Source organism: Methanomicrobium mobile BP, from assembly GCF_000711215.1.
Lineage (GTDB): Archaea > Halobacteriota > Methanomicrobia > Methanomicrobiales > Methanomicrobiaceae > Methanomicrobium > Methanomicrobium mobile.
In genome coordinates, this window is the sequence record NZ_JOMF01000009.1 from 90963 (window position 1) to 117430 (window position 26468).

General features: G+C 50.8%; 22 protein-coding genes. 11 read left to right on the forward strand and 11 right to left on the reverse strand.

The window, feature by feature from the left end:
- Nucleotides 1-68 precede the first annotated feature (68 nt).
- Nucleotides 69-446: a helix-turn-helix domain-containing protein gene (locus tag T502_RS07800; RefSeq protein ID WP_042706636.1), complete on the reverse strand. Its 378-nt coding sequence runs from the start codon at nucleotides 444-446 to the stop codon at nucleotides 69-71.
- 143 nt (nucleotides 447-589) lie between these two features.
- Complete coding sequence (locus T502_RS07805) at nucleotides 590-1156, reverse strand: TATA-box-binding protein (RefSeq protein WP_042706637.1); 567 nt, start codon at nucleotides 1154-1156, stop codon at nucleotides 590-592.
- A gap of 653 nt (nucleotides 1157-1809) precedes the next feature.
- Here T502_RS07805 and T502_RS07810 point away from each other — a divergent pair.
- Complete coding sequence (locus T502_RS07810; protein ID WP_042706703.1) at nucleotides 1810-3870, forward strand: acetate--CoA ligase family protein; 2061 nt, start codon at nucleotides 1810-1812, stop codon at nucleotides 3868-3870.
- 346 nt (nucleotides 3871-4216) lie between these two features.
- Here the strand turns inward: T502_RS07810 and T502_RS07815 are convergent, their stop codons facing one another.
- Nucleotides 4217-4540 carry a transcription factor S gene (locus tag T502_RS07815; RefSeq protein ID WP_042706638.1) on the reverse strand — a complete coding sequence of 108 codons (324 nt, stop codon included), beginning with the start codon at nucleotides 4538-4540 and terminating at the stop codon, nucleotides 4217-4219.
- A 165-nt stretch (nucleotides 4541-4705) separates the two neighbouring features.
- On the opposite strand from T502_RS07815, the gene artA reads away from it, so the two are divergent.
- The gene (artA, locus tag T502_RS07820; protein ID WP_042706639.1) at nucleotides 4706-5533 is read left to right on the forward strand and encodes an archaeosortase A; all 828 of its coding nucleotides are present in this window, start codon (nucleotides 4706-4708) and stop codon (nucleotides 5531-5533) included.
- A 254-nt stretch (nucleotides 5534-5787) separates the two neighbouring features.
- Here artA and T502_RS07825 read toward each other — a convergent pair whose 3' ends face one another.
- A complete protein-coding gene (locus T502_RS07825; protein WP_042706640.1) occupies nucleotides 5788-6432 on the reverse strand; it encodes a CDP-alcohol phosphatidyltransferase family protein in 645 nt (214 codons plus the stop codon).
- 291 nt (nucleotides 6433-6723) lie between these two features.
- On the opposite strand from T502_RS07825, the gene T502_RS07830 reads away from it, so the two are divergent.
- Together T502_RS07830 and T502_RS07835 are read left to right on the forward strand one after the other, a co-directional pair.
- Nucleotides 6724-7401 carry a RibD family protein gene (locus T502_RS07830; RefSeq protein WP_042706641.1) on the forward strand — a complete coding sequence of 226 codons (678 nt, stop codon included), beginning with the start codon at nucleotides 6724-6726 and terminating at the stop codon, nucleotides 7399-7401.
- 166 nt (nucleotides 7402-7567) lie between these two features.
- Complete coding sequence (locus T502_RS07835; protein ID WP_084173160.1) at nucleotides 7568-8404, forward strand: S49 family peptidase; 837 nt, start codon at nucleotides 7568-7570, stop codon at nucleotides 8402-8404.
- A gap of 27 nt (nucleotides 8405-8431) precedes the next feature.
- Here the strand turns inward: T502_RS07835 and truD are convergent, their stop codons facing one another.
- Together truD and pth2 are read right to left on the reverse strand one after the other, a co-directional pair.
- Nucleotides 8432-9724 carry a tRNA pseudouridine(13) synthase TruD gene (gene truD / locus T502_RS07840; RefSeq protein ID WP_042706642.1) on the reverse strand — a complete coding sequence of 431 codons (1293 nt, stop codon included), beginning with the start codon at nucleotides 9722-9724 and terminating at the stop codon, nucleotides 8432-8434.
- A 103-nt stretch (nucleotides 9725-9827) separates the two neighbouring features.
- On the reverse strand, nucleotides 9828-10202 hold the full coding sequence (gene pth2, locus T502_RS07845) for a peptidyl-tRNA hydrolase Pth2 (protein ID WP_042706643.1): 375 nt from the start codon (nucleotides 10200-10202) through the stop codon (nucleotides 9828-9830).
- Between the two features lie 96 nt (nucleotides 10203-10298).
- Between pth2 and T502_RS07850 the strand changes: the two genes are divergently transcribed.
- From T502_RS07850 to T502_RS07870, 5 genes are all read left to right on the forward strand, one after another.
- A complete protein-coding gene (locus tag T502_RS07850) occupies nucleotides 10299-11594 on the forward strand; it encodes an NAD(P)/FAD-dependent oxidoreductase (RefSeq protein WP_052359258.1) in 1296 nt (431 codons plus the stop codon).
- 159 nt (nucleotides 11595-11753) lie between these two features.
- Nucleotides 11754-12023 (forward strand): hypothetical protein, encoded by a 270-nt coding sequence (locus T502_RS07855; RefSeq protein ID WP_245597786.1) that lies wholly within the window; start codon nucleotides 11754-11756, stop codon nucleotides 12021-12023.
- Nucleotides 12024-12391: 368 nt separating this feature from the next.
- Nucleotides 12392-14314: a DNA topoisomerase (ATP-hydrolyzing) subunit B gene (gene gyrB, locus T502_RS07860; protein ID WP_042706645.1), complete on the forward strand. Its 1923-nt coding sequence runs from the start codon at nucleotides 12392-12394 to the stop codon at nucleotides 14312-14314.
- Complete coding sequence (gene gyrA / locus T502_RS07865; RefSeq protein WP_052359259.1) at nucleotides 14304-16913, forward strand: DNA gyrase subunit A; 2610 nt, start codon at nucleotides 14304-14306, stop codon at nucleotides 16911-16913. The genes gyrB and gyrA overlap by 11 nt, the downstream gene beginning before the upstream one ends.
- 186 nt (nucleotides 16914-17099) lie before the next feature.
- Entirely contained in the window at nucleotides 17100-17738 is a 639-nt protein-coding gene (locus T502_RS07870; protein WP_157197504.1) for a hypothetical protein, read from the forward strand.
- 177 nt (nucleotides 17739-17915) lie between these two features.
- Here the strand turns inward: T502_RS07870 and T502_RS07875 are convergent, their stop codons facing one another.
- Nucleotides 17916-18179, reverse strand: a complete 264-nt coding sequence (locus tag T502_RS07875) for a UPF0147 family protein (protein ID WP_042706647.1) — start codon at nucleotides 18177-18179, stop codon at nucleotides 17916-17918.
- Nucleotides 18180-18270: 91 nt separating this feature from the next.
- Between T502_RS07875 and T502_RS07880 the strand changes: the two genes are divergently transcribed.
- Nucleotides 18271-18753 (forward strand): Sjogren's syndrome/scleroderma autoantigen 1 family protein, encoded by a 483-nt coding sequence (locus T502_RS07880; RefSeq protein ID WP_245597787.1) that lies wholly within the window; start codon nucleotides 18271-18273, stop codon nucleotides 18751-18753.
- Nucleotides 18754-18795: 42 nt separating this feature from the next.
- Here the strand turns inward: T502_RS07880 and T502_RS07885 are convergent, their stop codons facing one another.
- From T502_RS07885 to T502_RS07905, 4 genes are all read right to left on the reverse strand, one after another.
- The gene (locus T502_RS07885; protein ID WP_245597788.1) at nucleotides 18796-21264 is read right to left on the reverse strand and encodes a DEAD/DEAH box helicase; all 2469 of its coding nucleotides are present in this window, start codon (nucleotides 21262-21264) and stop codon (nucleotides 18796-18798) included.
- Between the two features lie 146 nt (nucleotides 21265-21410).
- Complete coding sequence (gene glyS, locus T502_RS07890; RefSeq protein WP_042706649.1) at nucleotides 21411-23126, reverse strand: glycine--tRNA ligase; 1716 nt, start codon at nucleotides 23124-23126, stop codon at nucleotides 21411-21413.
- 283 nt (nucleotides 23127-23409) lie between these two features.
- Nucleotides 23410-24852: an alanine/glycine:cation symporter family protein gene (locus tag T502_RS07895; protein WP_042706650.1), complete on the reverse strand. Its 1443-nt coding sequence runs from the start codon at nucleotides 24850-24852 to the stop codon at nucleotides 23410-23412.
- Nucleotides 24853-25109: 257 nt separating this feature from the next.
- Complete coding sequence (locus T502_RS07905; protein ID WP_052359260.1) at nucleotides 25110-25937, reverse strand: SagB/ThcOx family dehydrogenase; 828 nt, start codon at nucleotides 25935-25937, stop codon at nucleotides 25110-25112.
- Nucleotides 25938-26189: 252 nt separating this feature from the next.
- Here T502_RS07905 and T502_RS07910 point away from each other — a divergent pair, with 252 nt between their 5' ends.
- Nucleotides 26190-26462 (forward strand): ACT domain-containing protein, encoded by a 273-nt coding sequence (locus tag T502_RS07910; RefSeq protein WP_042706652.1) that lies wholly within the window; start codon nucleotides 26190-26192, stop codon nucleotides 26460-26462.
- Nucleotides 26463-26468: the final 6 nt, after the last annotated feature.

Consider the following 26468-nt stretch of genomic DNA (forward strand, 5'->3'; position numbering starts at 1 on the left):
AAAAATAACCTAAAAAGAAATTTGCGCCGATGAAAAAAGGTCGACCTATTTTTTCTATTTTATTGATATTACGGAATTACGATATTCCTGACATTCTTGATAAGTTCAAGCTGGCTCTGAATCTCGGTCTTCTTGTCGGACTCGATGATATCTATGATCTCGCCGATTGACTTCGAAAGGCTGTAAATCTTTACCGGTCTTCCCTTGCATTCGGCTTTTGACTCGACATTGACAATCCAGCCCTTCTCTCCCAGAGTTCGCATGGCAATGCTTACTTCGGGCTGGCGGAGATCCGTACCCCTTTCAATCTCGCGGGACGTTGCTTTGTCCGTATTGGCAAGATAAACAAGAACTTTTGCAACATTTCGTTTCATTCCCACATCGGTCAGAAGTGACGCCAGTTCTTCCTCCCGATCGGTAAAGGTCAGCACGGTTTCCAGTTTCATAATATCACCAGTATTTAAGTGGTAATATGTATTTACAATATAAAAACTTATTGTTTTATATTGTCAAATCTAAAATAAAATTGAAAAATACGCAATTTAACGGCAAATCATAAAAATAATTAAGCAAAATATATTTTATAAATTTATTGACGGATCAAGCCCAGGTTGGATAGATCTGATAATATCTTGACAACCGCTTTCTCGGCATCCTGTGCCACTTTGCCGCCGGTGATAATCAGCTTTCCGGAACCGAAGAGGAGAACGACAACACGCGGGTCTTCAAGGCGGTATACAAGTCCCGGGAACTGCTCGGGTTCGTATTCAATCTTGTCGAGGTTGAAGCCCACCGCAATCTTGTTGAGATTGATGGGGATACCGAGATCCGCGGACGTAACAATGTTCTGAACCTTGTATTCGAGCTTGTCGGGGATTGCAATCTTTAATTCGCGGAGTTTGTTGCCCAGAATCTCAAGACCCTGCGAGAGGCTGTCTATGCTCTTGGCGCCGGTCAGCACAACCTTGCCCGAGCCGAAGACCAGTGCCGCGATCTTGGGGTCCTGCATCCTCAGAACCACGCCTGGGAAACGCTTCTTATTGTATTCCGCATCCTTTATCTTCTCGTTAATCATCTGGAGATCAAGGGTATCCGCTACCTTTGCGGACGCAACTATGTTCTCTATCTTTAAGGACTCTTCAGGTTTGACCTTCATATATTTATAAAGTGCTTTATAAGATATATAATAGATTGGGTCGTCCCCAATCACATGCGGTCAGCATACCGACAACATTTTGAAAATATCGGGACAACATTTAACCGACATTTAAACAACATTCCGACAGTATTTCGGCAGCATTCAGAGAATATTTGAAAGCATTCAGACAACATTCCGATAATATTTCGACAATATTTCGACAATATTTCGGAAGCATTGCGCAGCATAACGAAATTATGACGCGGTCATATGAAATACACGAGAATATGGACTTTAACCTATTCATCATGATTAACAATTACAAAATTATATATGCATTTGAATCAATTAATTCATAATCAATAAGAACGAATCAAAATTCGTCATTTGTTGAAGTTTCATCCCGCAACATACGGTATGATTGCGGAGATAAACCGTTGAAATCCGCAGAAAAACGAGGATATCAAAGAAAACAGACAGATACCCCCGAAGTCTTGGGATATACGCGATAACCGACCGAAACCTGCGGTTATCCGCGGAAAAACAAAGGAAACTTCGGCACAAATCTCCAAAACGTAAAAACCAGACAAACACAACCTTACGGAAATCCCGTATATTCCGTTCGATAAATCACGGATACGGGAGATCTTCTCAACAAGATGAGGAAAAAAATGGTCAGATGGATGCTAAGTGAAGCAGAGGGTTACGACTTTCTGAAGAAATACGACGTACCGGTACCTGAATACTTCATAATCAACAGTCCCGAAGATGCCGCAAAAGCCGCGGAAAAGATCGGTTTTCCGGTCGTTATGAAGATTGTATCTCCGCAGATCATCCACAAAAGCGATGCCGGCGGCGTTATAGTCAATGTCAAAACAGCCGAAGATGCAAAAAGCGCATATACAAAGATCCTCACTAACGTAAAGGCATGTAAGCCGCAAGCCGAGATAGAGGGCGTAATTGTCGAAAGCATGGCAAAACCGGGCGTCGAGCTCATCATCGGCGGCAAGATAGATCCCACCTTCGGCAAGATTGTGACATTCGGTATCGGCGGAACCATGGTCGAGCTTGTCAAGGACGTGACGATGAGAGTGCTCCCCGTAAACGAGGAGGACGTCCGCAGCATGGTAAGGGAGATAAAGTCCTACAAGCTCATCGCCGGATACAGAGAGGAGAAACCCAAGGACGAAGAGACTCTCGTAAAGTCCATCCTCAACGTCTGCCGCGCCTTCGAAGAGAACGAGGATCTCATCGAGTTCGACATCAACCCGCTCAGACTCTACGAGAAGGGCGGCGTTGCCGTCGATACGGTATTCATCTTCAGCGACGACGAAAAGAAGAACGACACGGAGATTCCGCAGGTCGACATCAGCATATTCGACCCGCAGGCAATCGCGGTCATAGGCGCATCCGAGACGCCCGGCAAGATGGGATATGCCGTAATGCACAAGCTCGCGACATTCCCGGGAAACAAATATCCGATTAACCCCAACCGCGACTCCGTTCTCGGATTCAAGGCATATCCGAGCGTCCTCAATGTCCCGGGACCCGTCGACATGGCGGTAATCACCGTGCCCTCGAAGTCGGTTCCGGCGATGGTGGAAGAGTGCGGCAAAAAAGGCGTCAGAATCGCGGTTATCATCACCGCGGGATTCAAGGAGATGAACGAGGCGGGACGAAGACTCGAGCAGGAGACGGTCGCGATTGCCAAGAAATACGGCGTCAGAATCGTCGGTCCGAACTGTCTGGGTCTTATCAGTCCGCACAAGGGTTACGACACGACCTATGTCCAGCGCTCGCCCAAACCGGGCAATATCGCCTTCCTCTCCCAGAGCGGCGCCATAGTTAACGCCGTCGTCGACTGGAGTCTTACGAACAATATCGGATTCTCCGCCGTGGTCTCGGTCGGCAACCAGTCCGATCTCACCTTCCTCGACTACCTCAGATGGGCGGAATCCGACCCGCACACCGAAGCCATAATTATGTATATCGAGGAGATCAACCACGGCGTCGAATTCCTCGAGGATGTATCGCGGGTTGCCAAGGTCAAACCCGTCGTCGCCATCAAATCGGGTTCATCCGCACGCGGACGAGCCGCCGCCGCATCGCACACGGGTTCCCTTGCCGGAAGCTACGAGGTCTACATGGAGGCATTCCGCGAGGCAGGCGTCCTGAGCGTCACCAACCTCAACGATGCCTTCCTTGCCGCGGCATACCTCTCCCACCCCAAGCACTATCCGAAGGGCAAGCGTGCCGTTGTCGTCACTAACGCCGGCGGATTCGCCGTCCTTTCCAACGACTACGCCGAACGCTACGGCGTCGAGATGATAGATCTCCCCAAGAACGTCGTGGAAGAGATGGATGAGTTCCTGCCGCCGTTCTGGAACAAAGGAAACCCGATAGATCTCTTAGGCGATGCCGACGGCGAAAGATTCGCCAAGACCATGAACGTTCTCGAGAAATACGACGATCTCTGGGATATCTGCATAGTAATCGGATTCCCCAACCTCGTCCTCTCCTCCGAGCACTTTGCCGAGCAGATAATGACGCTCTCGCGCTCGACCGAGAAGAGAATAATGGCCGTTCTCATCGGCGGTCACGAGATGGACGGCGGCAGAGAGATCCTCAGGGCAAACGGTCTCCACCCCTTCGACGAACTCGAGACCGCCTACCGCATACTCGGAAGAACGCTCCAGAGCAAATTCCGCGTAAAAGGTCAGGGACTCTTCTGAACCTAAAAACCCGAACCAAAAAACCGAACGACTTGAAACAATCACAAAATAACAAAACAGCAACTTTTTTTTCGGATTTCCAATAGCTTTTCGTGCTTTTTTTCGTGCTATTCCGTTTATGCTTTATGATCTTGCTTTATGTTCGTGATTTATGTTCGTGATTTATGCTCGTGATTATGTTGATGCATATCATAAAACGGCAGAATCTAAAACGCTCTCAAAACGATCAAAAACGTAAAAACACGACAAAAACATGACAAATACACGATAAATACACGATAAATACACAGTGATAACACAATAAAAAGAAAGGAAAAATGATAGATTTTGAGTGAAACAAAAAGGATTAATCGTATTCACGCCAGGTCTTGCCGCATTTTACGCAGCGGAAAAATCTGACTTCGCTTTCATCGGCAGAACGAAGCTGACGCAGCCACCATTCCGCAAGTTCGTAACCGCATTCAGGACATTTGATCTCGATGGTCGGAAGGGTGACATTTTTCTCTTTGTCGCCGTCAACGATGATAATATCTTTCTCCTGAATATGATTGACCTTCTGAAGGTGTGACTTGTCGGTCGAATCCAACTCCTTTTCATAACCGCATTTCGGACAGCGGAGCTTACCGTCATAAGACTTAAGCATACTCTTGCATTCTGGACAGAACATCATCGGTATATATATTGGTTTTCCTACTGATTAATCCTTATCTATTTAATCCGCGTGAAAACGGATCAAATGAAAACGGATCTGATGAAAAAGGATCGGTGAAAACGGATCTCATGAATACGAATCTAATGATATATATCTGATTGAACAGATACGATATAAAGTAAAATGCTGAACAGTTTAGTATTCTTATCGGCAATAGCTTTCATTGCGTTTTTGATAATCCCGCAGGACAAAAAGAAATACTGCGCCGTCGCGGGCTGGATATTCATCGTTTTATCGCTCATTCTCGATCTGCCGTTCTACATATACGAGGAGAACAACTTCCTCTATCCGATGATGGCGGTGCTGAGCATCCCCTTCCTCATAATCACGGTAAGCGAACTGCTCAGGGACAATAACCTCACGATATACTTAAGCCGCGGCGCCGCAATCGCCTTTCTGATCTACTTCCCCTTCGGATACATCCCCGAACTGGGCAACTGGCTCATAGGAACCGTCGCGGGACAGGTCGCCTGGATTGGCGCGGCAATCGGCTGCCACTACAGCATGGTTGACTGGAATCTCCTCCAATACAGCGTCTTCCGCGTCGAGATCATCCATGCCTGCACAGGCATTCAGAGCATTGCGATAATGCTTGGTCTCTCGTTCTGTCTGCCGACGACGCTGAAGCAGAAGATATACTCATTCCTAGTTGTGGTGCCGGTAATCTACATCCTCAACCTCTTCAGGAACGTCTTCGTTGTCGAAGCATACACGCAGCAGTGGTTCAATTTCCTCCCCGAGATTGCGTCAAACGGCGAATACGGCTATGAGAGCTTCTTCTGGGCGCACAATGTCCTTGCCGAGCTCGGCGCACTTGTCTTCCTCATAGTGCTTGCGCTGGCAATCTTTAAGATAATCCCGGACCTCGGCGACTTTGCAAGAGACCTCATAAATCTCTATGCCGCGAGAGTAAGGGAGTGGACAGGCAAAAAATCCGCCAAAACGGACTGATTCAAATTAAAAGGCGAGTCAGTAACCGATTAGATACTCTCAGAATCAGTAATCGCAGAATCGGAGAATCTTAGAATCGGAGAATCTCAGATAATCCCGATAATACACTCTTTTTTCGGTCAAAACGGATATCGGATTTCAAAATAGAATTTCGGATTATAATTTAGGATTTAATTTCAAAATAGAATTTCGGATTCTAATTTCGGATTTAATTTCAAAATAGAATTTAAAAATATATTTTCAAATTATTTCAGTCACTTCAGATGCAGATAGAGATAGATTATCCTCTGGAATGCCGAGAGATTCGTGCAGACGGCGATGATAATAACCGCGGGTGCGATAAAACCGCTGAGTCCGCCGAGGATGAGGAGGAGAATCGTCTCCGGTCTTCCGAAGAAGCCGACACGCTCCAGCGGATCGTCTATCTTGCCGTCCTCTCTCTTCTCAAAGCCCACTTCCGCATAGGTAACGGGCTTGATGAAGGTATTCATGAGTGAGCCGATGATCGCGAGAGCGACGACGAAGAGATCCGCATAGACCTCCTGTCCGGGCGCCAGCGGCAGATAGGAGCTTATAATCGCAATCCCCGACATGCCGACGCCGAGAAGCACAAGGCTGTCGACGTATTTGTCGACGATCCAGTCGAAGACGGCTCCGAACTTGCTCTCACGCCCCGTCTTTCTGGCAACCGTGCCGTCCACGAGATCGAGAATCGCCGATATCAGAAGCAGAACTGCGCCAAGTGCAAACTCGCGGCAGAAGAAGAGATACGCACATGCAAGACCGAATATGAGGGACGTACACGAGACCATATTCGGCGTAAAACGGAGTTTTATGAATATATCGGCTATAGGCTCGAGGCATCCGATGAACTTTGGTCTCAGCGCAGTAATATTCATGTGATTATAATATTGGAAGCGAAGACATATAGTTTTCACTTATTGTCATTTTCTTCATTGTCATTTTTCATCGTTATTTTCCCATTGGCATTTTGCCGGTGTCGTTTTGTCATTGTCATTTTGTCATTGTCATTATTGCCATCTTATTTTGCCTGTGCCGTTTTGCCGGTGTCATTTTGCCATCGTTGTTTTTGCAGATGCCCGTTTAAAAAGAAATGAAAACCGTCTGCCAAAAGGAATGACCAACTACTTAAATAATACGGTATCATAAATTCATATTGAGATACAGACATGGCGCAGGAATATATTAAACCGCATATCCTGATGATGTCAGAGATAACTGCCGACGGCAAACTGACCCTGAAAAAAGGAGCGTCCAGCAAGATCCTGATGAAATACATGGATAAGGCGACCGAGATACTCCTCCATAAGACAAGGGCGGAATACGATGCCATCATGGTCGGCTCCAACACCATAAAGATAGACAACTCGTTCCTGACCGTGCGCGGAGTCGAAGGCGAAAGCCCGATAAGAGTTATCCCGAACAGCAACGCGGATATTCCTCTCGAATCCAATGTGCTCGGAAAGGACGCAAAGACGATAATTGCGGTCAGCGCAGCGGCGCCGAAGGAGAAGGTTGATGCCATTCGCGCAAAAGGTGCCGATGTCGTGGTCTGCGGCGAGAGCAGAATAGACATCGTAAAACTCATGGATCTGCTCGTCCGCGATTACGGCATAAAATCGCTCATAGTCGAAGGCGGACCCACCCTGAACTACTACATGCTTCAGGAGAAGTTGGTCGACGAGATAAGGCTCATTCATCTGCCGTTCATAGTCGGCGGCTCGGATACCCCGTCCCTTGTCGGCGGCATGCACATCGACTCCGAGGACGAGATGTTCAGGCTGAATCTGAAGAATCACTACCTCTGCGGCACCAATCTGGTCACGGAATACGACGTATTATACTGAACGTAAATACCGAACGGAAGAATGGAACAATACAACAAAATAAATCCCTAAACGACAATAAAACTGAAACAACAGTAAATCCCGGCGACAGTAAATCCCAACGGCAATAAACAGAATCGACAATAAATCATACGACAATAACCCACAAAACCGAAGTGCAGCAATCATGTCATGGCTTGAATCCGAGATCAAAAAAATAGAGAATACGAAGAGGGACAAAAAGAGAACGGCGGCAATGTACTTTTCCGCGGGAATCGTCATTGCCCTTGTCGCGTGCATTGTCTTTTCAATGCTCTGCTCCCCTGGCAATACCGGAGGCGTCAAGGTAATCAGAATCGAGGGCGAGATCAATGTCGGCAGTTCGCCTAACGGTGCCAACAGCGAATATATCGGCTCCCTTATAAGAAGTGCCGCGGACGACCCGCTCATCGAAGCCATTGTCCTGAGAATAAACAGTCCGGGCGGTACCTCGGCGGCGGGCGAAGAGATCATCGCCGATGTCGAATACGCAAAGACCAAAAAGCCGGTCATAACCTCCATGGGTGCACAGGCAACATCCGCGGCATACCACATAAGTGCACATACGGACAGGATATTTGCCAACCCGGATACGACTACCGCGGGAATAGGGACTATTATGCTGTTCTATGACAAGAGCAGGGCATACGAACGCGAAGGTGTAGTCGCCGAACCGATTAAGTCCGTGGAATCCAAGGATGCGGGCTCGGATTACCGTGCGCTGACGGCGGCGGAGAAGAAGTATCTTCAGTCGTATATTGACGCGGGCGGCGAATACTTCATAAACGACATCCTTGCGCAGAGACCGAATGTCAAACGCGAAGATATCGACGATGCAAGAATCATACGCGGCGAAGACGCCATTGAGAAGGGTCTTGTCGACGAGATAGGCAATCTCTATCAGGCAATAGAGTATGCGAAAAACTGCAGAAATATTCTCGGTAAAGAAGCCGCAAAGACAGCCGAAGCAACATCGGAAAACTGAGTATAAAACCAAACCGGCACGGGATATTCACGCCATGTATCCCGGGTCGGTCTTCATGAGTTCGCGGCATACCGTCGTCGCGTAGTGCCCCGGCGGAAGCGAGAACTCAAGCCGGATTGATCTCTCATCGCCGTCGCGGTTCACGGCACCCGCGATATCCGCGGTAAGGCACATTGCTCTGGAAGCCCCCGCAAATCGCGAGCCGACGAGTTTCGAGACGTCGGCATAAGCCTCTTTTGTAACGCCGCATTCCGCCATGAGATCGGCGGTATACCGTTCGGTTTCGCTCTTAGGCTCGAAGTCCTCGCTGCCGGGCATGTAGATTGCCGTCCGGCACCTGCCGCGTTTTATGTGTATATTTGCGGCATTGATGTTCGCGGCGGTCACGATATCCTCGCGCCCGTCGGCAAAGAGGAGTCTGTCCCCTATCTGCGGCGAAAAAGGGTCGCCGTCCGTCTCCCTTATCCTCATGGAGAGCACCCTGTTGAAGATATAGGACTGAACCGCGCTCACGAACATCGAGAGCAGTTTCGGCGGAATCGTCCCGATAGCGCCTTTGTAGTCGCCGGGCTTCTCCACGAGATGATGAAGGATGGAACGCTCGTAGTGCATCCGAACCGGCATCAGTTCCAGTGCATCCGCGGCGTCGCCGGTTCTCTCAAAGACCTCCCTTGCCGCCTTTACCTCTTCAGCCTCGTCATCGAAGGGATAGCCCGCGTATTTCATGCAGGCATCTTTGAAGTCGCCCTTGAGCAGAGCAATGCCGACAATGTGAGATATCGGACGTATGGTGCCGAAACGCTGTATGCCGTAGTAGTTCGGAAGACCTGTTTTCGCCGCCGCAATACACTCCTCGAGCGCACCCTCGAGATCATCGCCGGTGCAGTCGCTCACATTTATCCCGAAGCTGTTTCCCTTGAGGTCGCCGAGCGAGAGCTGGGTTCTCGCGTAGCCGAGCGCTCTCAGATTTATGTCCTTTATCATGACGCGGGCAAGGTCTTCCTCTTTTATTCCGTAGATTGAGATGAGCTGCTTTGTCACGGCACGCTTGTCCTTGGTTCCGGCAAAGGAGATGCGCTGATAACTCACTCCGAGCGTCTTCGATATCTCCTTTAAGGCACGCATCAGCTCCCAGTTGGTCTTCTCGAGCTCGCAGATGAGGTGCGGACCGCCGGTGAGCTTGATATCGGAATAGACTTCTTCGACCGCGAAATCCTCCGGCGTCTTCCTAAGAATTCCGCCTGTTCCCGCCGACTTCGTAAGATAATACTCCATTCCCAGAAGCTGTTCCGTTCCGTAAGGGCTTTTCATCGGTGTCATAGATTCATTGTGTAAGATGTGTCATTGTCTCAATCGTGATGCACGGTGTCATGTATCACGGTGCCATGATGTCACGGCGTATTTTTATCCGATAATGCCGCGTCTAAAGCAGCTGGAGCTTGCCGGTTATCTTATCGAGGTCCTCGGATTTCGCCGGACCGATTCCCAGCGCCGTCACGGTGCCGGGTTCGACCTCGGTATGTCCGGCATCGCATATCAGTGATGTGGAAAAACCCGCCATATCCGCGTTTGTCTTTATAAGATAGAGCGCCTGAAGCGAATCCACCTTAAGCACGACCTTCTTCATACCCTCGGCATACCAGAGCTTTTTCACGGTCTTATCGGCATGTTCGTAAGCGCCTACAGCCGCATGGGCAAGCTGTGCGCATTTCTTGCCGCAGCTCATCTTGACGTCGTTTCGGATAATAAGGCACTGTTTGTACTTGTAATACTCATTATCTCTTGTCTCAACAGGCATACTACAGTATCATAGGCTCTTATTCAAGTTATTACTTCCCGAAGTCTGCCGGTTATTCTGCCAATTATTTAAATTCCGAGATGCAATCTATCAGTAATGTATGACGTAATTGTTGCCGGAGGCGGCCCCGTCGGCAGTTCCGCCGCGAAATTCTGTGCGGAACGCGGTCTTAAAACCCTCCTGCTCGAGGAGCATGCCGAATTCGGACGACCCGTGCAGTGTGCCGGACTCCTCAGCAACAATGCGTTTGCGCAGTGCCGCGTCGGCGAAAAGAGCGTTCTTAACAAAGTCTCCGGCGCACGCATCATATCGGGTCTCGGAAACGGGCTCTCGTTCGACGCCGGAGTCACAAAGGCGTATATCGTCGACCGCTCCCTACTCGACGCCGAGATGGGCGGAAATGCCGCGAATGCCGGTGCGGAGATCAAAATGAAGACCTCGGTCACGGGATTCAGACCCGCGGCATCGTCGAATGCCGGCGACTTCTGCACGGTAACGACGACGGGAATCGACGGAGAGGAGAGTTTCGAAACGCGGATTGTCATCGCCGCCGACGGTCCCAGAAGTCTTTTTTCGCGGTTCTTAAACCTCGAACGTCCGCCGGTTTACCTCTCGGGGATTCAGGCGGATATAGCGCTCAAACGCGATACCGGTCTCGTGGAACTTCACCCGTATGCCTCACCCGATTTCTTCGGCTGGGTAATCCCGATATCCGAAAACCTCTGCCGCGTCGGACTCTGCGGAGAAAAGGACGTCCCCGAACGTTTCAAAGCATTTCTGTGGAAGGTCTGCCAAGATTGCGATGCGAAACATTCGGATGCGGAATCCGGTCACGAATCATGCAATTCCGCAACATGCTCCTCCGCATCATGCACACCCGTATCATGCACCACCGTATCATGCACACATCTGGTCACGGGAACGATTCCGCTCGGAATCATGCCGAAAACCTGCGCAAATCGCGTGCTCTTCTGCGGCGATGCGGGCGGGTTTGCCAAACCGACCTCAGGCGGCGGCATATACACGGGTATAAGAACGGCGTTTCATGCCGCGGAGACGGCGGCAATCTGCTGCGAAAAGAACACTTTCCGGGACAGCGACCTGAAACAATACGAAAAACTCTGGAATAAGGACATCGGAAATGTGTTGAAATTCGGGATGACAATGTATAATCTGCGTAAAAGAATAAGCAATGAGCAGATTGACAGACTCTGTATGTACCTCGGTTCCGAAGATATTCGCAGGGATATCGTTGAATACGGCGACATGGACAAGCCATACAGGATAATCCGAAAACTTTTGCTCAATCCGACTGTCTTTAAAGATCTCGCAGGAATAGTCGGATCAGAGATAATGTGGCATATTATGCGGTCCGGCACAAGGCGCAGCTGAACAAAAATCATGCAAATTCATCAAAAATAACCCACGTATAATTCAAGTGATAACACCGCCGTGCGCACCCGCAGCCGCCGGTAATTAAAACTTTAAAAACTTTGACGACCATCTTCTATTATGCCAAGCCAGTTCGGAAAAGGATTCATTACAAATATCATGCTCATATCAAAGCATCTCGGATTAAACCCCGACCGTGCATGGAGCGGACTTGCCGACCACATGACCTCGATGACGCTTCCCAAATCGTTCAAGGGCACCGAGGTCGAGGAGATATTCGGCATTCTGCGTCAGAAGATAATGTGGCATCAGGCAGGCATGATGGATGCCGAAGACCTCGAAGACGTCAAAAAGACACTCAACCGGCTCGTAATCGCCGTCGACGGACAGCTCGGAATCGGCGATGCCGATGTCGGCAGATTCGACTGAAAGTGCCGCGGCACTTTCCTCATAATTACGCACATTTTTCCACGCATTTTCCGCACAATTCCGCACATTTTCCGCATAATTCCGCGCATTTTTTCGCCGTCATTACCGTGACAGGAATATGTGCGCGAATAAAGAATTTTTGAAGTTAATTTCCATTTTAGATATAGCTTTGCGGATTATTTGCGGTTACATTAAATAGCTTAAATCCCATATAATATATGTGTATTTTAGTCCGACACTCACAGCCGATTTTAGCGAAAATTTCTGAAGAAATTTCTCGAATATTTTCTCTGAACATTTTGAATCATCATGCCGAACCGAGAGTAACGATTCGACAGGCTGCGGACTATTAAACCGGGGGACAGAAATTGGCAGACAATAACTACGACGCATCCCACATCACAATCCTCGAAGGTCTCGAACCCGTAAGGGAAAGACCCGCGATGTATATCGGAAGCACCGACATACGCGGACTGCATCATCTGGTCTACGAGGTAGTCGACAATGCAATCGATGAAGCCCTTGCGGGTTACTGTAACCACATAAAGGTCACAATCAGAAAAGACGGCTCATGCAGCGTGCAGGACAACGGACGAGGCATCCCTGTCGACGCCATGGCGGACCAGGACGGAAAGAGCGCTCTCGAAGTCGTTCTTACCGTGCTCCACGCCGGCGGCAAGTTCGACAAGAACACCTATCAGGTCTCGGGCGGTCTCCACGGAGTAGGCGTCTCCGTTGTAAACGCACTCTCCGAGACTCTTACCGCCGAGGTCTACCGCGACGGCAACATCTACGAGATGTCCTTTGCCAGAGGCGGCGTCACAAAGCCGCTTACGGCACGAAAGAACGCATCCCGCGACGGCTTCGACCGCGGAACAATCATCACCTTCAAGCCCGACGCGACCATCTTCGAGACCGTCACCTTCGACTACGACATCTTAAGCTACAGGATGCGCGAACTTGCGTTCCTCAACACAGGCATCAAGATTGAGATACACGACGAGAGAAACGACTTCAACGACGTCTTCCACTACGAAGGCGGCATTCGCGAGTTCGTAAAATACCTGATGGGCGGCAAAGAACCCGTCCACCCCGACGTCATTTACCTCAACACCAAGGATGAGGCAAACAAGGTCGAAGCCGAGGTCGCTCTCCAGTATTCGCTCACATACTCCGAGAACGTCATGACCTTCGTCAACAGCGTCAATACCCGCGAGGGCGGAACGCATCTCGAAGGCTTCAGGAGCGCTCTCACGCGAACCATCAACAAGTTCGGAAAGGAGAACAACCTCTTCAAGGGCAACTCGGACGTAACGCTCAAAGGCGAGGATGTCCGCGAAGGCTTGAATGCCGTCATAAGCATCAAGATTGCCAACCCGCAGTTCGAGGGTCAGACCAAGATGCGCCTCGGAAACAGCAATGTCAAGGGTATAGTCGATTCCCTTGTCTACCAGTCGCTCTCGGAGTATTTCGAGGAGAACCCGAAGGTCATAGCCGCAATCGTCGAGAAGGCACTGACGGCGGCGAGAGCCAGAGAAGCGGCAAGAAAGGCAAAGGAACTTGCAAGAAGGAAGGGCAACCTAGAAGGAAGCGGACTGCCCGGAAAACTTGCCGACTGCTCGGAACGCGACCCCGCAAAGAGCGAAATATACATCGTGGAGGGAGATTCCGCAGGCGGTTCCGCAAAACAGGGACGTTCGCGTCTCACGCAGGCCATCCTGCCGCTGCGCGGCAAGGTCCTCAACGTCGAGAAAGCCTCGCAGCACAAGATACTCAAGAATGCCGAGATTCAGACGCTTATATCGGCAATCGGATGCGGAATCGGCGAGAACTTCGACATCTCGAAGGCACGCTACCACCATATCATCATGATGGCGGATGCCGATGTCGACGGTGCCCACATCTGCACTCTGCTTCTGACATTCTTCTACCGCTATATGCCCCAGCTCATTGAGAGCGGTTTCGTCTATATCGCACAGCCGCCGCTATACCGTGTCGCAAAGGGCAACAAAGAGGTCTACGCATACAACGAAGACGAGATGCGCAGACTCCAGAACGAGTTCGGCGATAAAGGCGTCGCCGTCCAGAGATACAAGGGTCTGGGTGAGATGAACGCCGACCAGCTCTGGCACACGACAATGAACCCCGAGTCCAGAATACTCAAGCAGGTAAACATCATCGACGCAAGTTATGCCGATGAGATATTCTCAAAACTCATGGGCGACGACGTCGATTCGCGCCGTGAATTCATTTACCGTCACGGAAAGGAGGTGACCAACCTTGACATCTGAGCAGTTCACATTCGGTGAAAAGAGGATTATCAACGTAAATATCGAGGACGAGATGAAGATCTCGTACATCAACTACGCCATGTCGGTCATCATCGGACGTGCGCTGCCCGATGTGAGAGACGGATTGAAGCCGGTTCACAGGCGCATTCTCTATGCAATGGGCGAGATGGGCAATACCCACGACAAGCCGTACAAGAAGTGTGCCCGTATCGTCGGTGACGTAATGGGTAAGTATCACCCGCACGGCGATTCGTCCATCTACGATGCGCTCGTAAAGATGGCTCAGCCCTTCTCGTACCGTCACACCCTCGTCGAAGGTCAGGGTAACTTCGGTTCGATAGACGGCGATTCCGCTGCGGCAATGCGTTATACCGAGGCAAGACTCGATGCGGTCGCCGAGGAGATGCTTGCCGATATCGACAAGGAAACAGTCGATTTCGGACCCAACTTCGATGAATCCCTCAAAGAACCTCTGGTTCTGCCGTCAAAGATACCCAATATCCTCGTAAACGGCTCGGAAGGTATTGCCGTGGGTATGGCGACCAAGATGCCGCCGCACAACCTCCGCGAGGTCTGCAATGCCATCAATGCGACCATAGACAATCCCGACATCACCGTCGCCGAACTCATGGAGCATCTCCCGGGACCTGATTTCCCGACCGGCGGCAATATCCTCGGACGCGGCGGTATCGTCAACGCCTTCACCGAGGGTCGCGGCAGAATCCGCGTAAGAGGCGTTGCCGAGATAGAGGATGACGGCAAGAAAGCCCGCATCATCATCTCCGAGATTCCGTATCAGGTCAACAAGGCACGCATGATCGAGCAGATTGCCGAGCTTGTCAAGGACAAGAAGATAGACGGCATATCCGACCTCAGGGATGAGTCCGATAAGGACGGCATACGTGTCGTTGTCGAGCTGAAGAAGGGCACCGTGCCCCTCGTTGTCTTAAACCAGCTGTATAAGCATACGCCGCTTGAGACCACTTTCGGCGTCATCAACCTTGCAATCGTCAACAACCAGCCAAGATACCTGAATCTGAAGGACATAATCGGCGAATTCCTCAAGCACAGGAAGGATGTCGTCTACAGAAGGACGGTCTTCGACCTGAAGAAAGCCGAGGAAAGACTTCACATATTGAACGGTCTGCTGATTGCGCTGGACAACATCGACGAGGTCATTGCGACAATCAAATCCTCAAAGACCACCGAGGAAGCCGCACAGAAGCTCATCGCGAACTTCAGCCTCGACGAGGCGCAGGCGGACGCGATCCTCAAGATGCAGCTGCGCCGTCTCGCGGCTCTGGAGACGCAGAAGATCGTCGACGAGAAGAACGAGATTGCAAGGGAGATTGAGAGGTTAAAGCTCATCATCTCGGACGACGCCCACATTTTCGCGGAGATTAAGCGCGAGACCGCAGAAATCGGCGAGAAATACGGCAACGAGAGAAGGACAAAGATTGTTGCCGACGTCGACGACTTCGAGAAGGAAGACCTTATCGAGAACAAGCAGGTCCTAGTCTCCCTGACCTCCGACAACTACATCAAGTCGATGCCGCTGGACACATACAAGGGTCAGCACCGCGGCGGACGCGGCATTGTCGGCATGACGACAAAGGACGAGGATTTCGTCAAGAATATCTTTGTCGCCTCCACGCACGATTATCTGCTCTGCTTTACCTGCGAAGGCAGGGTCTACTGGCTCAAGGTCTACGACATACCCGAGGCGACGCGGCAGAGCAAGGGCAAGGCAATCGTCAACCTGCTCAACCTCAATAACGAGAAGATTACCGCGGTTATTCCGATATCCAAGTTCGATCACAGCAAGTTCCTCCTCTTCGCAACCCGTCAGGGTATGATTGTGAAGATACCCGAGGAAGAGTTCTCGAGAGTCCGCCAGACGGGTCTCAATGCAATTGTCCTCCGCGAAGGCGACAAGCTCGTCGACGTCAAGGAGATAGACGATAACGGCGAGATTGTCATCACAACACGTTTCGGACAGAGTCTGAGATTCGACTTAAAGACGGTTCCGCTCAGGCACAGGAATGCGCTCGGCGTCAAGGGTATCAAGCTTCGCTATGAGGATGTCCTTCAGGACCTGACCGTGGTCGAGAAGGATCACCTCTTCACCCTTACCGAGAAAGGTTTCGGCAAGAGAACGGAGTTCGACGAGTTCCGCGGTCACGGCCGTGCGACCATGGGCGTCAAGAACATACAGGTCGACGTCAGCGGCGCCGTCGTCTCATCCAAGGCGGTTAACGACAGCGATGAGGTAATTCTGATGAGCAAGTCGGGTATTGTCATGAGGACCAAGGTGTCCGAGATCTCAATCCAGAAACGCGGCACCAGAGGTGTGCGTATCATGAAACTCGACAGCGGCGACAGCGTTGTCGGATTTACGATACTTGAGGCGGAGAACGATTCTTCCTCATCCTCAGGTTCATCCGCGAAGTCTCCAAAGGTCGATCCCGCCCAGAAGTCCCTCCTCGATTCCGATACGGACGACAACAATGCGGACTATGACGACGATGCGGCGGATTCGGATTCGAACTACGAAAGCGAGCCTTACGATGACATCGATGCCGAAGAAGACGAAGAATGAATACTTAAGTAAAATATTACCCGAAACAACAACCCAAAACAATAACCTAAAACAGCAACCCAAACATATCCCAAACAAAATCCGAAACAAAATCCGAAACAACAATCCCAACTTTTTTTTGTTTCTCTTTCGACAACTGTGCCGGTCCCAACAAGATTATTAATTATACTCTCCAAATGAAAGAGCATGGAAACAGGAAAGATATTGACTGTGCTTATTGCAATCGCTCTCGTCGCCTGTATGGGATATATTATCTGGGATAATTATCTCATGAAGACGGGGGGAGGAAACGTGCAGTATATACCGCAGCAGACAACCGTTATACAGCAGCAGGCGCCCGCAGCGGAGACGCCGGCAGGCAACGGCGGAGAGACTGTGCCCGCAACATATATTCACTCGGGTGAGGTCTATGCGACGCCGTCGGAGATAAGGAGTATGGACCTCGATGTCGAAGCAGTTGACTGGGACGGTGTCGTCGGAAACGACGGTATTACGATTCATTTCAACTTCTATGACGCATACGGCAGAAAAGTTATATTCTCGGGATATACGATATCGTTGAACGTGGATATCTACAGCCCCGAATACGACACACTGAACCGCAAACTGAGTGTCAGAAATGTGCTCTACAAGGGCTATGCGACCGTTACCTCATCCGATCAGGGTGACGGAAGTACGCTTGCGGGAATCAGGGTGCCGTTCAGCGACATGAAATTCGGTCAGTACGACAAGGGAATAGGTCTTGTCAAGGTAACCGCATCCATGCCTTCCGGCGGTACGGTCATAGGCGAAGAAATAATGCAGTTTGCACGAAACACAATCTAATTAATTCTATTTTTTGATTGATTTACTGCTTATCTTCTTTTTTTTACTCTGATTAATGTCAAATACCGATGTCAAATACCGATGTCAATTACTTAATTCCGAATCAGTAAACGCCGGATTGTCGGTATTTTTGGATTGTTTCTGAAAAAAGATTATATTTGTTGTATTCGGACGCGTTCAGTCAAGCGGCAGTGTCTCAAGCTGGGAAACAAGTTCCCAGATGCGTGTTCTCGCATGAACGGGCATATTCGGGTCATTTGAGACCTCATCGACGAGCGACAACGCCGTTGCGGCACGCATTCCGAGTGCCTGCGAATCGTCGGATAAAACCTTGCGCGTCTCATCCGCTACTTTCCTGATATTTCTGGGTATTGTGGAATCATCTATGATTGCGGAAAGCATCTGGACGCAGTAATTTATTGTTTTTTGAGGGTCAGCCATAAAACATCACATCCTATTATTAATTTAGTCAACCGCCATATATAAGATGAACGAGAAAGAGTGATAATTTATGAGAGGTTCCGATGAGATAATGGCAGAGTACCTGCTTAAAGGCGCAAAGATGCTGGGTAAGACCTGCCCCGAATGCGGTTCGCCGTTGTTCACGGTCAACGGCGAGACATACTGTGTCGTCTGCCGCGAAAATAAAGCGCAGACCGGAAAAGCCGCAAACAATGCAAACAATGCAAACAATTCTGACAATACAAACAGCGCAAAAGGCTCAAAAGCCGGCAGGAACACGAAGAAAACGGCACAGGCAGGCAGACACGGACACGCCGCGACTGAATCCGAATCGGATATGACTGCAGCGAAACTTCTGGCTGATGCCGCGGACGAAGAATGCACGGATTCGTCCGGCGAATGCGAATGCGGATGCGAAGAACTGCGCAGCGAGATTGAAGCGGCGATGACAATCCTCTGCCGGCGCATAAAATCGGATACACGCCCCGAAGACTGCGTTGCGCTAATGCAGGCCGTCAGCATCGGCGCCGACATCCTCAAAAAACTGGAATAATACAAGAATAATACAATAGATACTTTTTTTCGGCAGCTGCGCTCAGAACTCCGTATAGCGCTCTCTTGCCGTCTCGTATATCTTTTTTGCCGAGACCTCGCCTATGCCGTTTACGGCACGCAGTTCCTCCTCGGAAGCGTTCACGATATTCTCTATGCTTCCGAAATGCCCGAGAAGAATCCTTGCGTTCTTAAGACCCGTTCCCGGGAATGCCGAGACGATATACTCAAGCTGCTCGCGCTTGGAGCGGTATGTCTTATGGAAATGCGGGGACTTGAGCCCGCCTTCGGTTGTGTTGTCCTCGCGCTTTGCCATGACACAGAGAAGGTCGGCGGTCTCCTCCGGCGTCTTCGTACGGAAAATGCTCACGCCCATGCCGATTGAGATTGCGCAGAGCGCACCCCTGACGGCGTTCGGGTTGAGATTCCTCTGCGTATAGAGGTCTTCGCCCTCGATGATTAGGACGGGCTTTATCGCCGCATCCGCCATGCGCTTTATCTGCCCGATTAAATCGCGTTCGACTAGCGTATCCGTGAAATCGCGGGCAGTCTTCCTCTCTACGAGTATCCTGTCGCCGATTGCGTAATCGCCGAACTCAAGCCGCTCAAAGCCCATCGAAATTCCCGACCTGTGAAGAGCCTCGACAACCTTTGAGGAGCCTTCCCTGTCGTCGGCGATTACGAGCGGCACGGGGTTATCCGCATGCGCGCCCGCGACTGCCGTGCCGTTTTCGGCAATTCCGCCGGTAAACGCCGTTATCGAGGACTGACCGCCGTGCTGACCGCTATTCGCGGTGCCGTTGCCCGTGCCGAGACCGGACATCGGGGTTGTCACAATGAACCCTCCCGAAGCCGCGGTCGCCGAAAGACTGCGGATGCCCTTCGTCATGGCTTTTTCGCGGACGCGGCTCACGTGCGTGAACGTCTCGTCCGTCGTCCCCTTTGTGATGAGGACGTATATGGTGCCGCTTCCGTGCCTTCCCGTCCTGCCCTTCCTCTGAATGCTCCTGACCTCGGACGGCACGGACTCATAGAATATGACCATATCGGTCGAGGGCACGTCCAGACCCTCCTCGCCGACCGAGGTTGCGATAAGCACCTTGAAAACTCCGTCCCTGAACTCGCCGAGGGTCTCAATCTGCTTCTTCTGCGTAAGACCCTTTACGCTGTCCTTAGATGCCTGACCGATAAATTTGCGGGCGTCTACCCCTCTCTTCACGAGATAATCGCAGAGAGCCGTTACGGTATCCCTGAAGTTTGCGAATATGATGATGCGGCTCTCCGGATACTCCTCAAGCTGCGTGCTTACCAGCTCAAAGGTCTTTTCGAACTTGGGAAGCAGTTCGTATTCCCACGTATCGGTATCTTTGAGCAGCGAAACAAAGAGCTCGTCGCGGCATAGTCTCTGACTTGCCTTTGTGCCCGACGGCGACATGCCTTCGGCGCTGAGCTTATTGAGATAGGCTTTCAGGATCTCGCTGCCCTGCGACTCCGCAAGAGTCACGGCATGGCGGATCTTCATGATCTCGGCATGGACCGATGCCGCAAGAAACGCATCCGTGTTCCGCTCGGCAATCTTTCGCTGAATCTGGACGTTTATGCTGTTGAGCGCCGCCATCGTAAGTTTATCGGCGCTCGGGACAATGTATCCGAGTTCTCCCAGTCCCTTGAGGCGCATCTCCAGAAGTTTCTTCAGGACGATGACGGCATGCTCGAGTTCGGGGGGCAAAGTGATATCGACGTATTTTATCTCGCGTTCGTGGATATAGGGCTTTACGTCGGCATTCTCCTCGGTCCTTGTCTCGACGATTTTGACAGAGAGTGCATAACAGACATCCATGAGTTTCTCTTCTTTGCTCCCCGGGGATGCCGTCATGGCGAGAATGAGCGGGTTTTTGCCGGTCTTCATGTATTCTTCGGCTATAAAGACATAGGCGTAGTTTCCGACGGCACGGTGGCATTCGTCGACTATGAGGAGGGATACGTCCTTGAGGCTGTATCTGCCGGCGATGATGTCGTTCTTTATCACCTGCGGCGTCGCAAAGATCACCCTTGAGGACTTCCACATCTCTTTTCTCTCGTCCGTGGGGGTTTCGCCGGTGAAGAGCGCAAAGCCGCTGCCCATGGTTTCCCTGTCGGTGTCTGGCTCGATGAGCTTATCCGAGAACATCTTGAGATGCTGATCGACGAGCGGTTTTGTCGGCGCCATCATCAGAATCTTGCCCCCGCAGGCACGAAGGCGCATGGCGGTGACGAGGAGAGCAACGGCGGTCTTACCGAGTCCTGTGGGCAGAACGACGAGAGTATTGTCTTCGGTTGCGTGCACGGCAATGGCTATCTGATACTTTCTCTCTTCAAGACTCCCCGGTCTGATGAGCGGATGAGTTACGTATTTTACGCCGCTGTTGTCGTCCCTGTTATCCGCCTTGTTTTCAGCCGTGTTATCAGCCGTCTTCTCCGCCATGTTGCCGCCGTCCCCGTTATGCCTGCTGTCCTGCATTGCCTCACTCATTGCCGCACTGCATTGCTGGCTCCGAATTGTTACCATAAAGTTGAACTTATTCTGATATGTTTGTTTGCAGAACGGGGCGGGGAAAAAGTGGAACCGCGATGAATGCGATGAAAAAAAGTATTGTGTTTTGTGAGATTCTTACGATTTTACAGATTCTCGAAGGCGACTTTGCCGCGGATGAGCTGCCTTAAGGTCTCGGCAAGGTGATCCTTGGGGATACGAATCTGTTTCATGGAATCGCGTTCGCGGAGGGTGACGGTATTGTCCTCTTTCGTGTCGTAATCGACCGTAACCGCAAACGGCGTTCCGATCTCGTCCTGCCTTCTGTATCTGCGTCCGATTGCGCCGGAATCGTCATACTGGGCAATGAGACCTTCGTCCTGAATCTCCGCCATAAGCTCGAGTGCAACGGTGTCGAGACCGTCACGGGACATGAGCGGCAGAACGGCGACCTGAACCGGCGCAATCTTCTTTGAGATACGCAGAACGGTTCTGGTCTCGCCGTCGACGTCCTCCTCGTCGAAGGCGTGCTCGAGGACGGAATAGAGAATCCTGTCGATACCGTAGGAAGGCTCGATGACATGCGGCCTTACCTCTTCGCCGCGGATGACCGTCTCCTGCTCGCGAACCTTGTAGAGTTCCGGAGGGATGAGGATCTTTTCGCCGTCGAGGACGATCTCGGCGCCGTTTTCGGTCGGCTTCGATGCCGCAAGAAGTTCGGCAACCGCCTTGGCTTTGCCCTTGAACTTCGGTCCGAGAGCGCCCATGTCAGCGACAATCTTCATCTCGCGGACTTTCTTCTCCTCGTCATACGGGATGAATGCCGTGAAGGAATCGCCGCTCTGCGCCGCATGCGCCTTTAAGTCGTAATCCGTTCTGTCGGCGATGCCGACGACCTCGACCCAGCCGAATCTCGCGGATAAGACCTCCGCGTCCCAGCAGTCGGTCGCATAGTGCGCACGCTCGTCGGGAAGGTGCTGTCTGAACCTGATTCTCGCGGGGTCGGCGCCGCAGGCGATGAGGAAATCGTGGGTAAGCGCGATATAGTAGCCAACGTATTCGTTTGCGACGATGCCGCTCTTGACTGCCTCTCCAATCGTAATCGCGACCGGCTCTTCGTCGTTCTCCTGCTGCTTGATTCCGCGGAGAGGGACTACGCGGTCGGCGTAACGCCCGAAGTTCGGATGCTCCTTATGCTGCGGGTGAACAAAAATCTCCGCCTCCGCCTGCGTAAACTCGCGAAGACGGATCATACCCTGTCTCGGCGAGATCTCGTTTCTGTAGGACTTGCCTATCTGAACGGTGCCGAACGGCAGCTTGTCGCGGTAGAATCTGAGAAGTCTGCCGAAATCGGTGAAGATACCCTGTGCGGTCTCCGGGCGCAGGTAACCCGTTCTCTGACTTCCGGGACCTATTGTGGTGTGGAACATGAGGTTGAAGTAGTGCGCCTCGGCGCCGTCGAAGGTCTTGCCGCAGGCGGGGCAGGGAAGGTTCCTTAAAATTTCGGTAAGCTCGCCGAGCGTTTTGGTCTCGGCATGCTCGATATTGTGTGCCTCGCAGACATGGTCGGCACGGTGGTATTCCTTACAGTGCGGGCACTGCACCATCTTGTCGGCAAAACCCTTTACATGCCCGGATGCTATGTAGATTGCCTCTTCTCCGACGGTAGGACACTCGATCTCGAAGTATCCTTCGCGGGCGACGTAGTAATCGCGCCAGAGGTTCTCTATCTTTCTCTTCATCATCGCGCCGAGCGGACCGTAATCAATAAGTCCCGCAACCGAGCCGTAGATCTCGGAAGAGGGCCATACAAAGCCTCTCCTCTTTGCAAGTTCCATAACTTTGTCGTAAACGTCAGCCATTTTATTGTCTCTTTTAAGATGTCCCGTTTAAGAGAATCTCACTTTTCAGATTGTCTATTTTCAGATTGTCTATATTAATTCTGCGGGAACAGTATAAAACATATCACACGGCAAAAACACGGCATGACAAAATCATCCGGCAAATAAGATTCGCGCCAAAATTATTCACGCCGATATGATTCACAAAAACCGAACAAAAAAGAAAATCAGGAAAATCGCGATTAAAAAGAATAAACGGTCGGGCTTTGCCGTTCCGACCGATTAGTCAATATTTATTCGTTGTTTATTCGCTCTTGTTCCAGCAGGTTACGCCGGTCTTGTCCGACATGCTTGCGGCATTGAAGACCGGTTCCTCGATACCTTCGTCCTTCTGATCGAAGTAATCGTTGAGGGCATGGAATGCGTGTTTGCTGAGCAGAAGCAGAACTCCCATGTTGAAGATACCCATCAGCGCCTGGAAGGTGTCCGCAAGATCCCATGCGAGGCTCATCGGTATGATCGAGGATAAGAAGACCATAAGGACGATTACGCCACGCAGAATCGTGAACGCCATCTTCTTGTCGGTGATGAATCTGAGGTTTGTCTCACTCATCGAGTAGTAACTGATCAGACTCGAGAAAGCGAAGACGAACATGAATATCGCAATCAGATAAGGTCCGAGCCATCCGAGGAAGGTGTAGCTTACCGCTTCCTGAACGAGCGGTGCGCCGCCCATGGTTGTCGGAATTACGTAATCCACGTAGTTTGTCGTTGTGTTGAGATAGATTAAGATAACGAACGCGGTTGCCGAACAGACAACAAGTGTATCGATTAAGACACCCACGGACTGGATAAGTCCCTGCTTTACGGGGTGCTTTACGTCAGCCGAGGAGGCAACGTTCGGAATCGAACCGATACCGGCTTCGTTGGAGAATACGCCGCGCTTGAGACCCCACATCACTGCCGCACCGAGAGTACCGCCGACGAAGGACTGAACGCCGAAGGCATACGCAAAGATTGTCTCGATTACGAGCGAGACCTGGGTGAAGTGCGTAAGGGTAATGAGCAGTGCCAGAAGAAGCCATATCATCGCCATTATCGGAACGATTACGGTGGATGCCTTTGCAACACGAGTAATTCCTCCGAAGATGATTGCCGCCGCAACTATTGTAAGAATTACGGCAAAGACAATGACATCGGTGCCGAACGCGGTCGAGAATGCCGCGGTTGCATTGTTTGCCTGAACGCCGATGAACATGAAACCGTATGTGAATATGATTAAAAGCGCAATAAATTTGGCAAATGTCGGCTTTCCGAGACCGTTGCGGATGTAAAAGGCAGGACCGCCGTGATACTGTCCGTCTTCCTTCTTCTCTTTGTAGATCTGACCGATCGTACATTCGACGAAGCTTGTTGCGGCTCCTATGAATGCGAAGATCCACATCCAGAAGATTGCACCGGGACCTCCGTATACGATTGCCGCGGCAACACCGGCGATGTTACCTACACCGATACGTGCACCCATACTGACACAGAATGCCTGGAATGACGAGATGGTGTGTTTTCCGCTACCCTCTTTCAAGCCCGTAAACGCTAATTTGCAGGCTTCGTCCAGACGATTGATCTGGACAAATTTAGTTCTAACAGTGAAATACAGACCGATACCTATGATGAACACAAACGCGATGTACCAGACATAGGTGTTAACAAAACTGTTAGCACTGTCTATTATCTCTACAAAACTCATCTTTTAAAGTTTTGGATTATTACATCATAAATATAGTGTTTTATCATGATCTATCATTACAGATAAATTCCGAAAATATGCCGCAGTATCGGAAAATGTCCGAAGACTGTCGGATAAAAAAAGGCGTCTCGGATGGGGTGAAAGGGTTGCCCAAAAAGTATAACGAAAATCCGACGGGAGATAGGGTGAGAGATTCGGCGGATGGCAAGATGGATTGGGTGAGGCAGTGTTTAGGGTGTGATGGCTTCGGTGAGCGATCACCGCCGCTTATGACCGCATGAGGCGGCATAGACGACAATCTCGTCTTCGGGCAGACGGAGCTGCGCTTTCACGGCTTCGTCTGCGAAAGCATTTATTGCACAGACTCCGATATCCGCGTCGACGCCCGCCAGATAGAGATTCTGACAGATATGACCGGCATCAAGGAATATGTCACGATAACCGCGGGTGCCGTATTTCCAGACGGCACGATAGGGTTTTGCCGTCCAGAAAAATACGACCGGGGCTCTCAGAACCTGCGGCTGCATCATGCAGGCACGTCCGAGTCCGGCAACGGCATCTATGCCCTCCGCGACAAGCGAGAGTTCATGTTCTGTCGGATTGTAACGCCAGATGCCGTCCTTTTTCGGCAGCCACGAGCAGTTCTGAATCGAGAGAGAGGTCTCTACGGGATGGATTGCCCCCGCCGAAGGTGCCGTTCGAAACCCATCGGATTCTCCCGATATCCCGCAGGATGCCCAGAGGAGATAGGAGAGGCATTCGGCGCTTATCTCTTCGGCGCTGTATCGCCTTATGCTCCGCCGCGTTCTCAAGATCTCAAAGAGCGACCGGCGCCCGTTCGGACCGCCAAAGCCTTCCGGATCTGCCGCAGGGTCTTCGCAACCGCAGGAACCGCAGGAACCTCCGTAAACCGAATGTGAAGAATATAACGTATCCTTGGGGGAGGGCAGTTTAAAGATTATTTTATCGGGACCGGTTGAATTATCGGGACTCTCCGGTCTCGGCAGACCATTCTGCTCGTCCGTCCGGGTTTCGGGCGGGTAGTTCGACGCCGCCATGAATTCCATGCCGATATCTCTCTGCATAATATCCTAAAATTACCGCAGCGGAATAAATAGATAAGCATTCTCCCAAATGCAGAGGAAGTCATGCGAAGTCATCTCAAGTCATCCGAAGGAAGCATAGGGCATACTAAGGCAAGGGGATAGCGGAGGGTATCATTGCATCCCGATGCATGCGAAGGGATTCAGTTATCATCATATAATGCAAATGAATATAGCGGATTGGCATAATGCCGATGTCATTACGGCAGGGAAAAACCGTATTTGGAGAGAAAAATGAGTAAAACGATTATAACCGTAGTTGGAAAAGATACCGTAGGAATTATCGCAAAAGTCTGTACATATCTTGCCGAGAACAATATCAATATCGAAGACATATCGCAGACGATCATTCAGGGATACTTCAACATGATGATGATAGTGGATACGAGCAGTTCAAAGGCGCAGTTCTCGGAAATGGTCACCGAGCTCGAGAAGATAGGCGAAGGTCTCGGCGTCAAGATAAAATGCCAGCACGAGGAGATCTTCACAAAGATGCACCGTATCTGAGGCGGT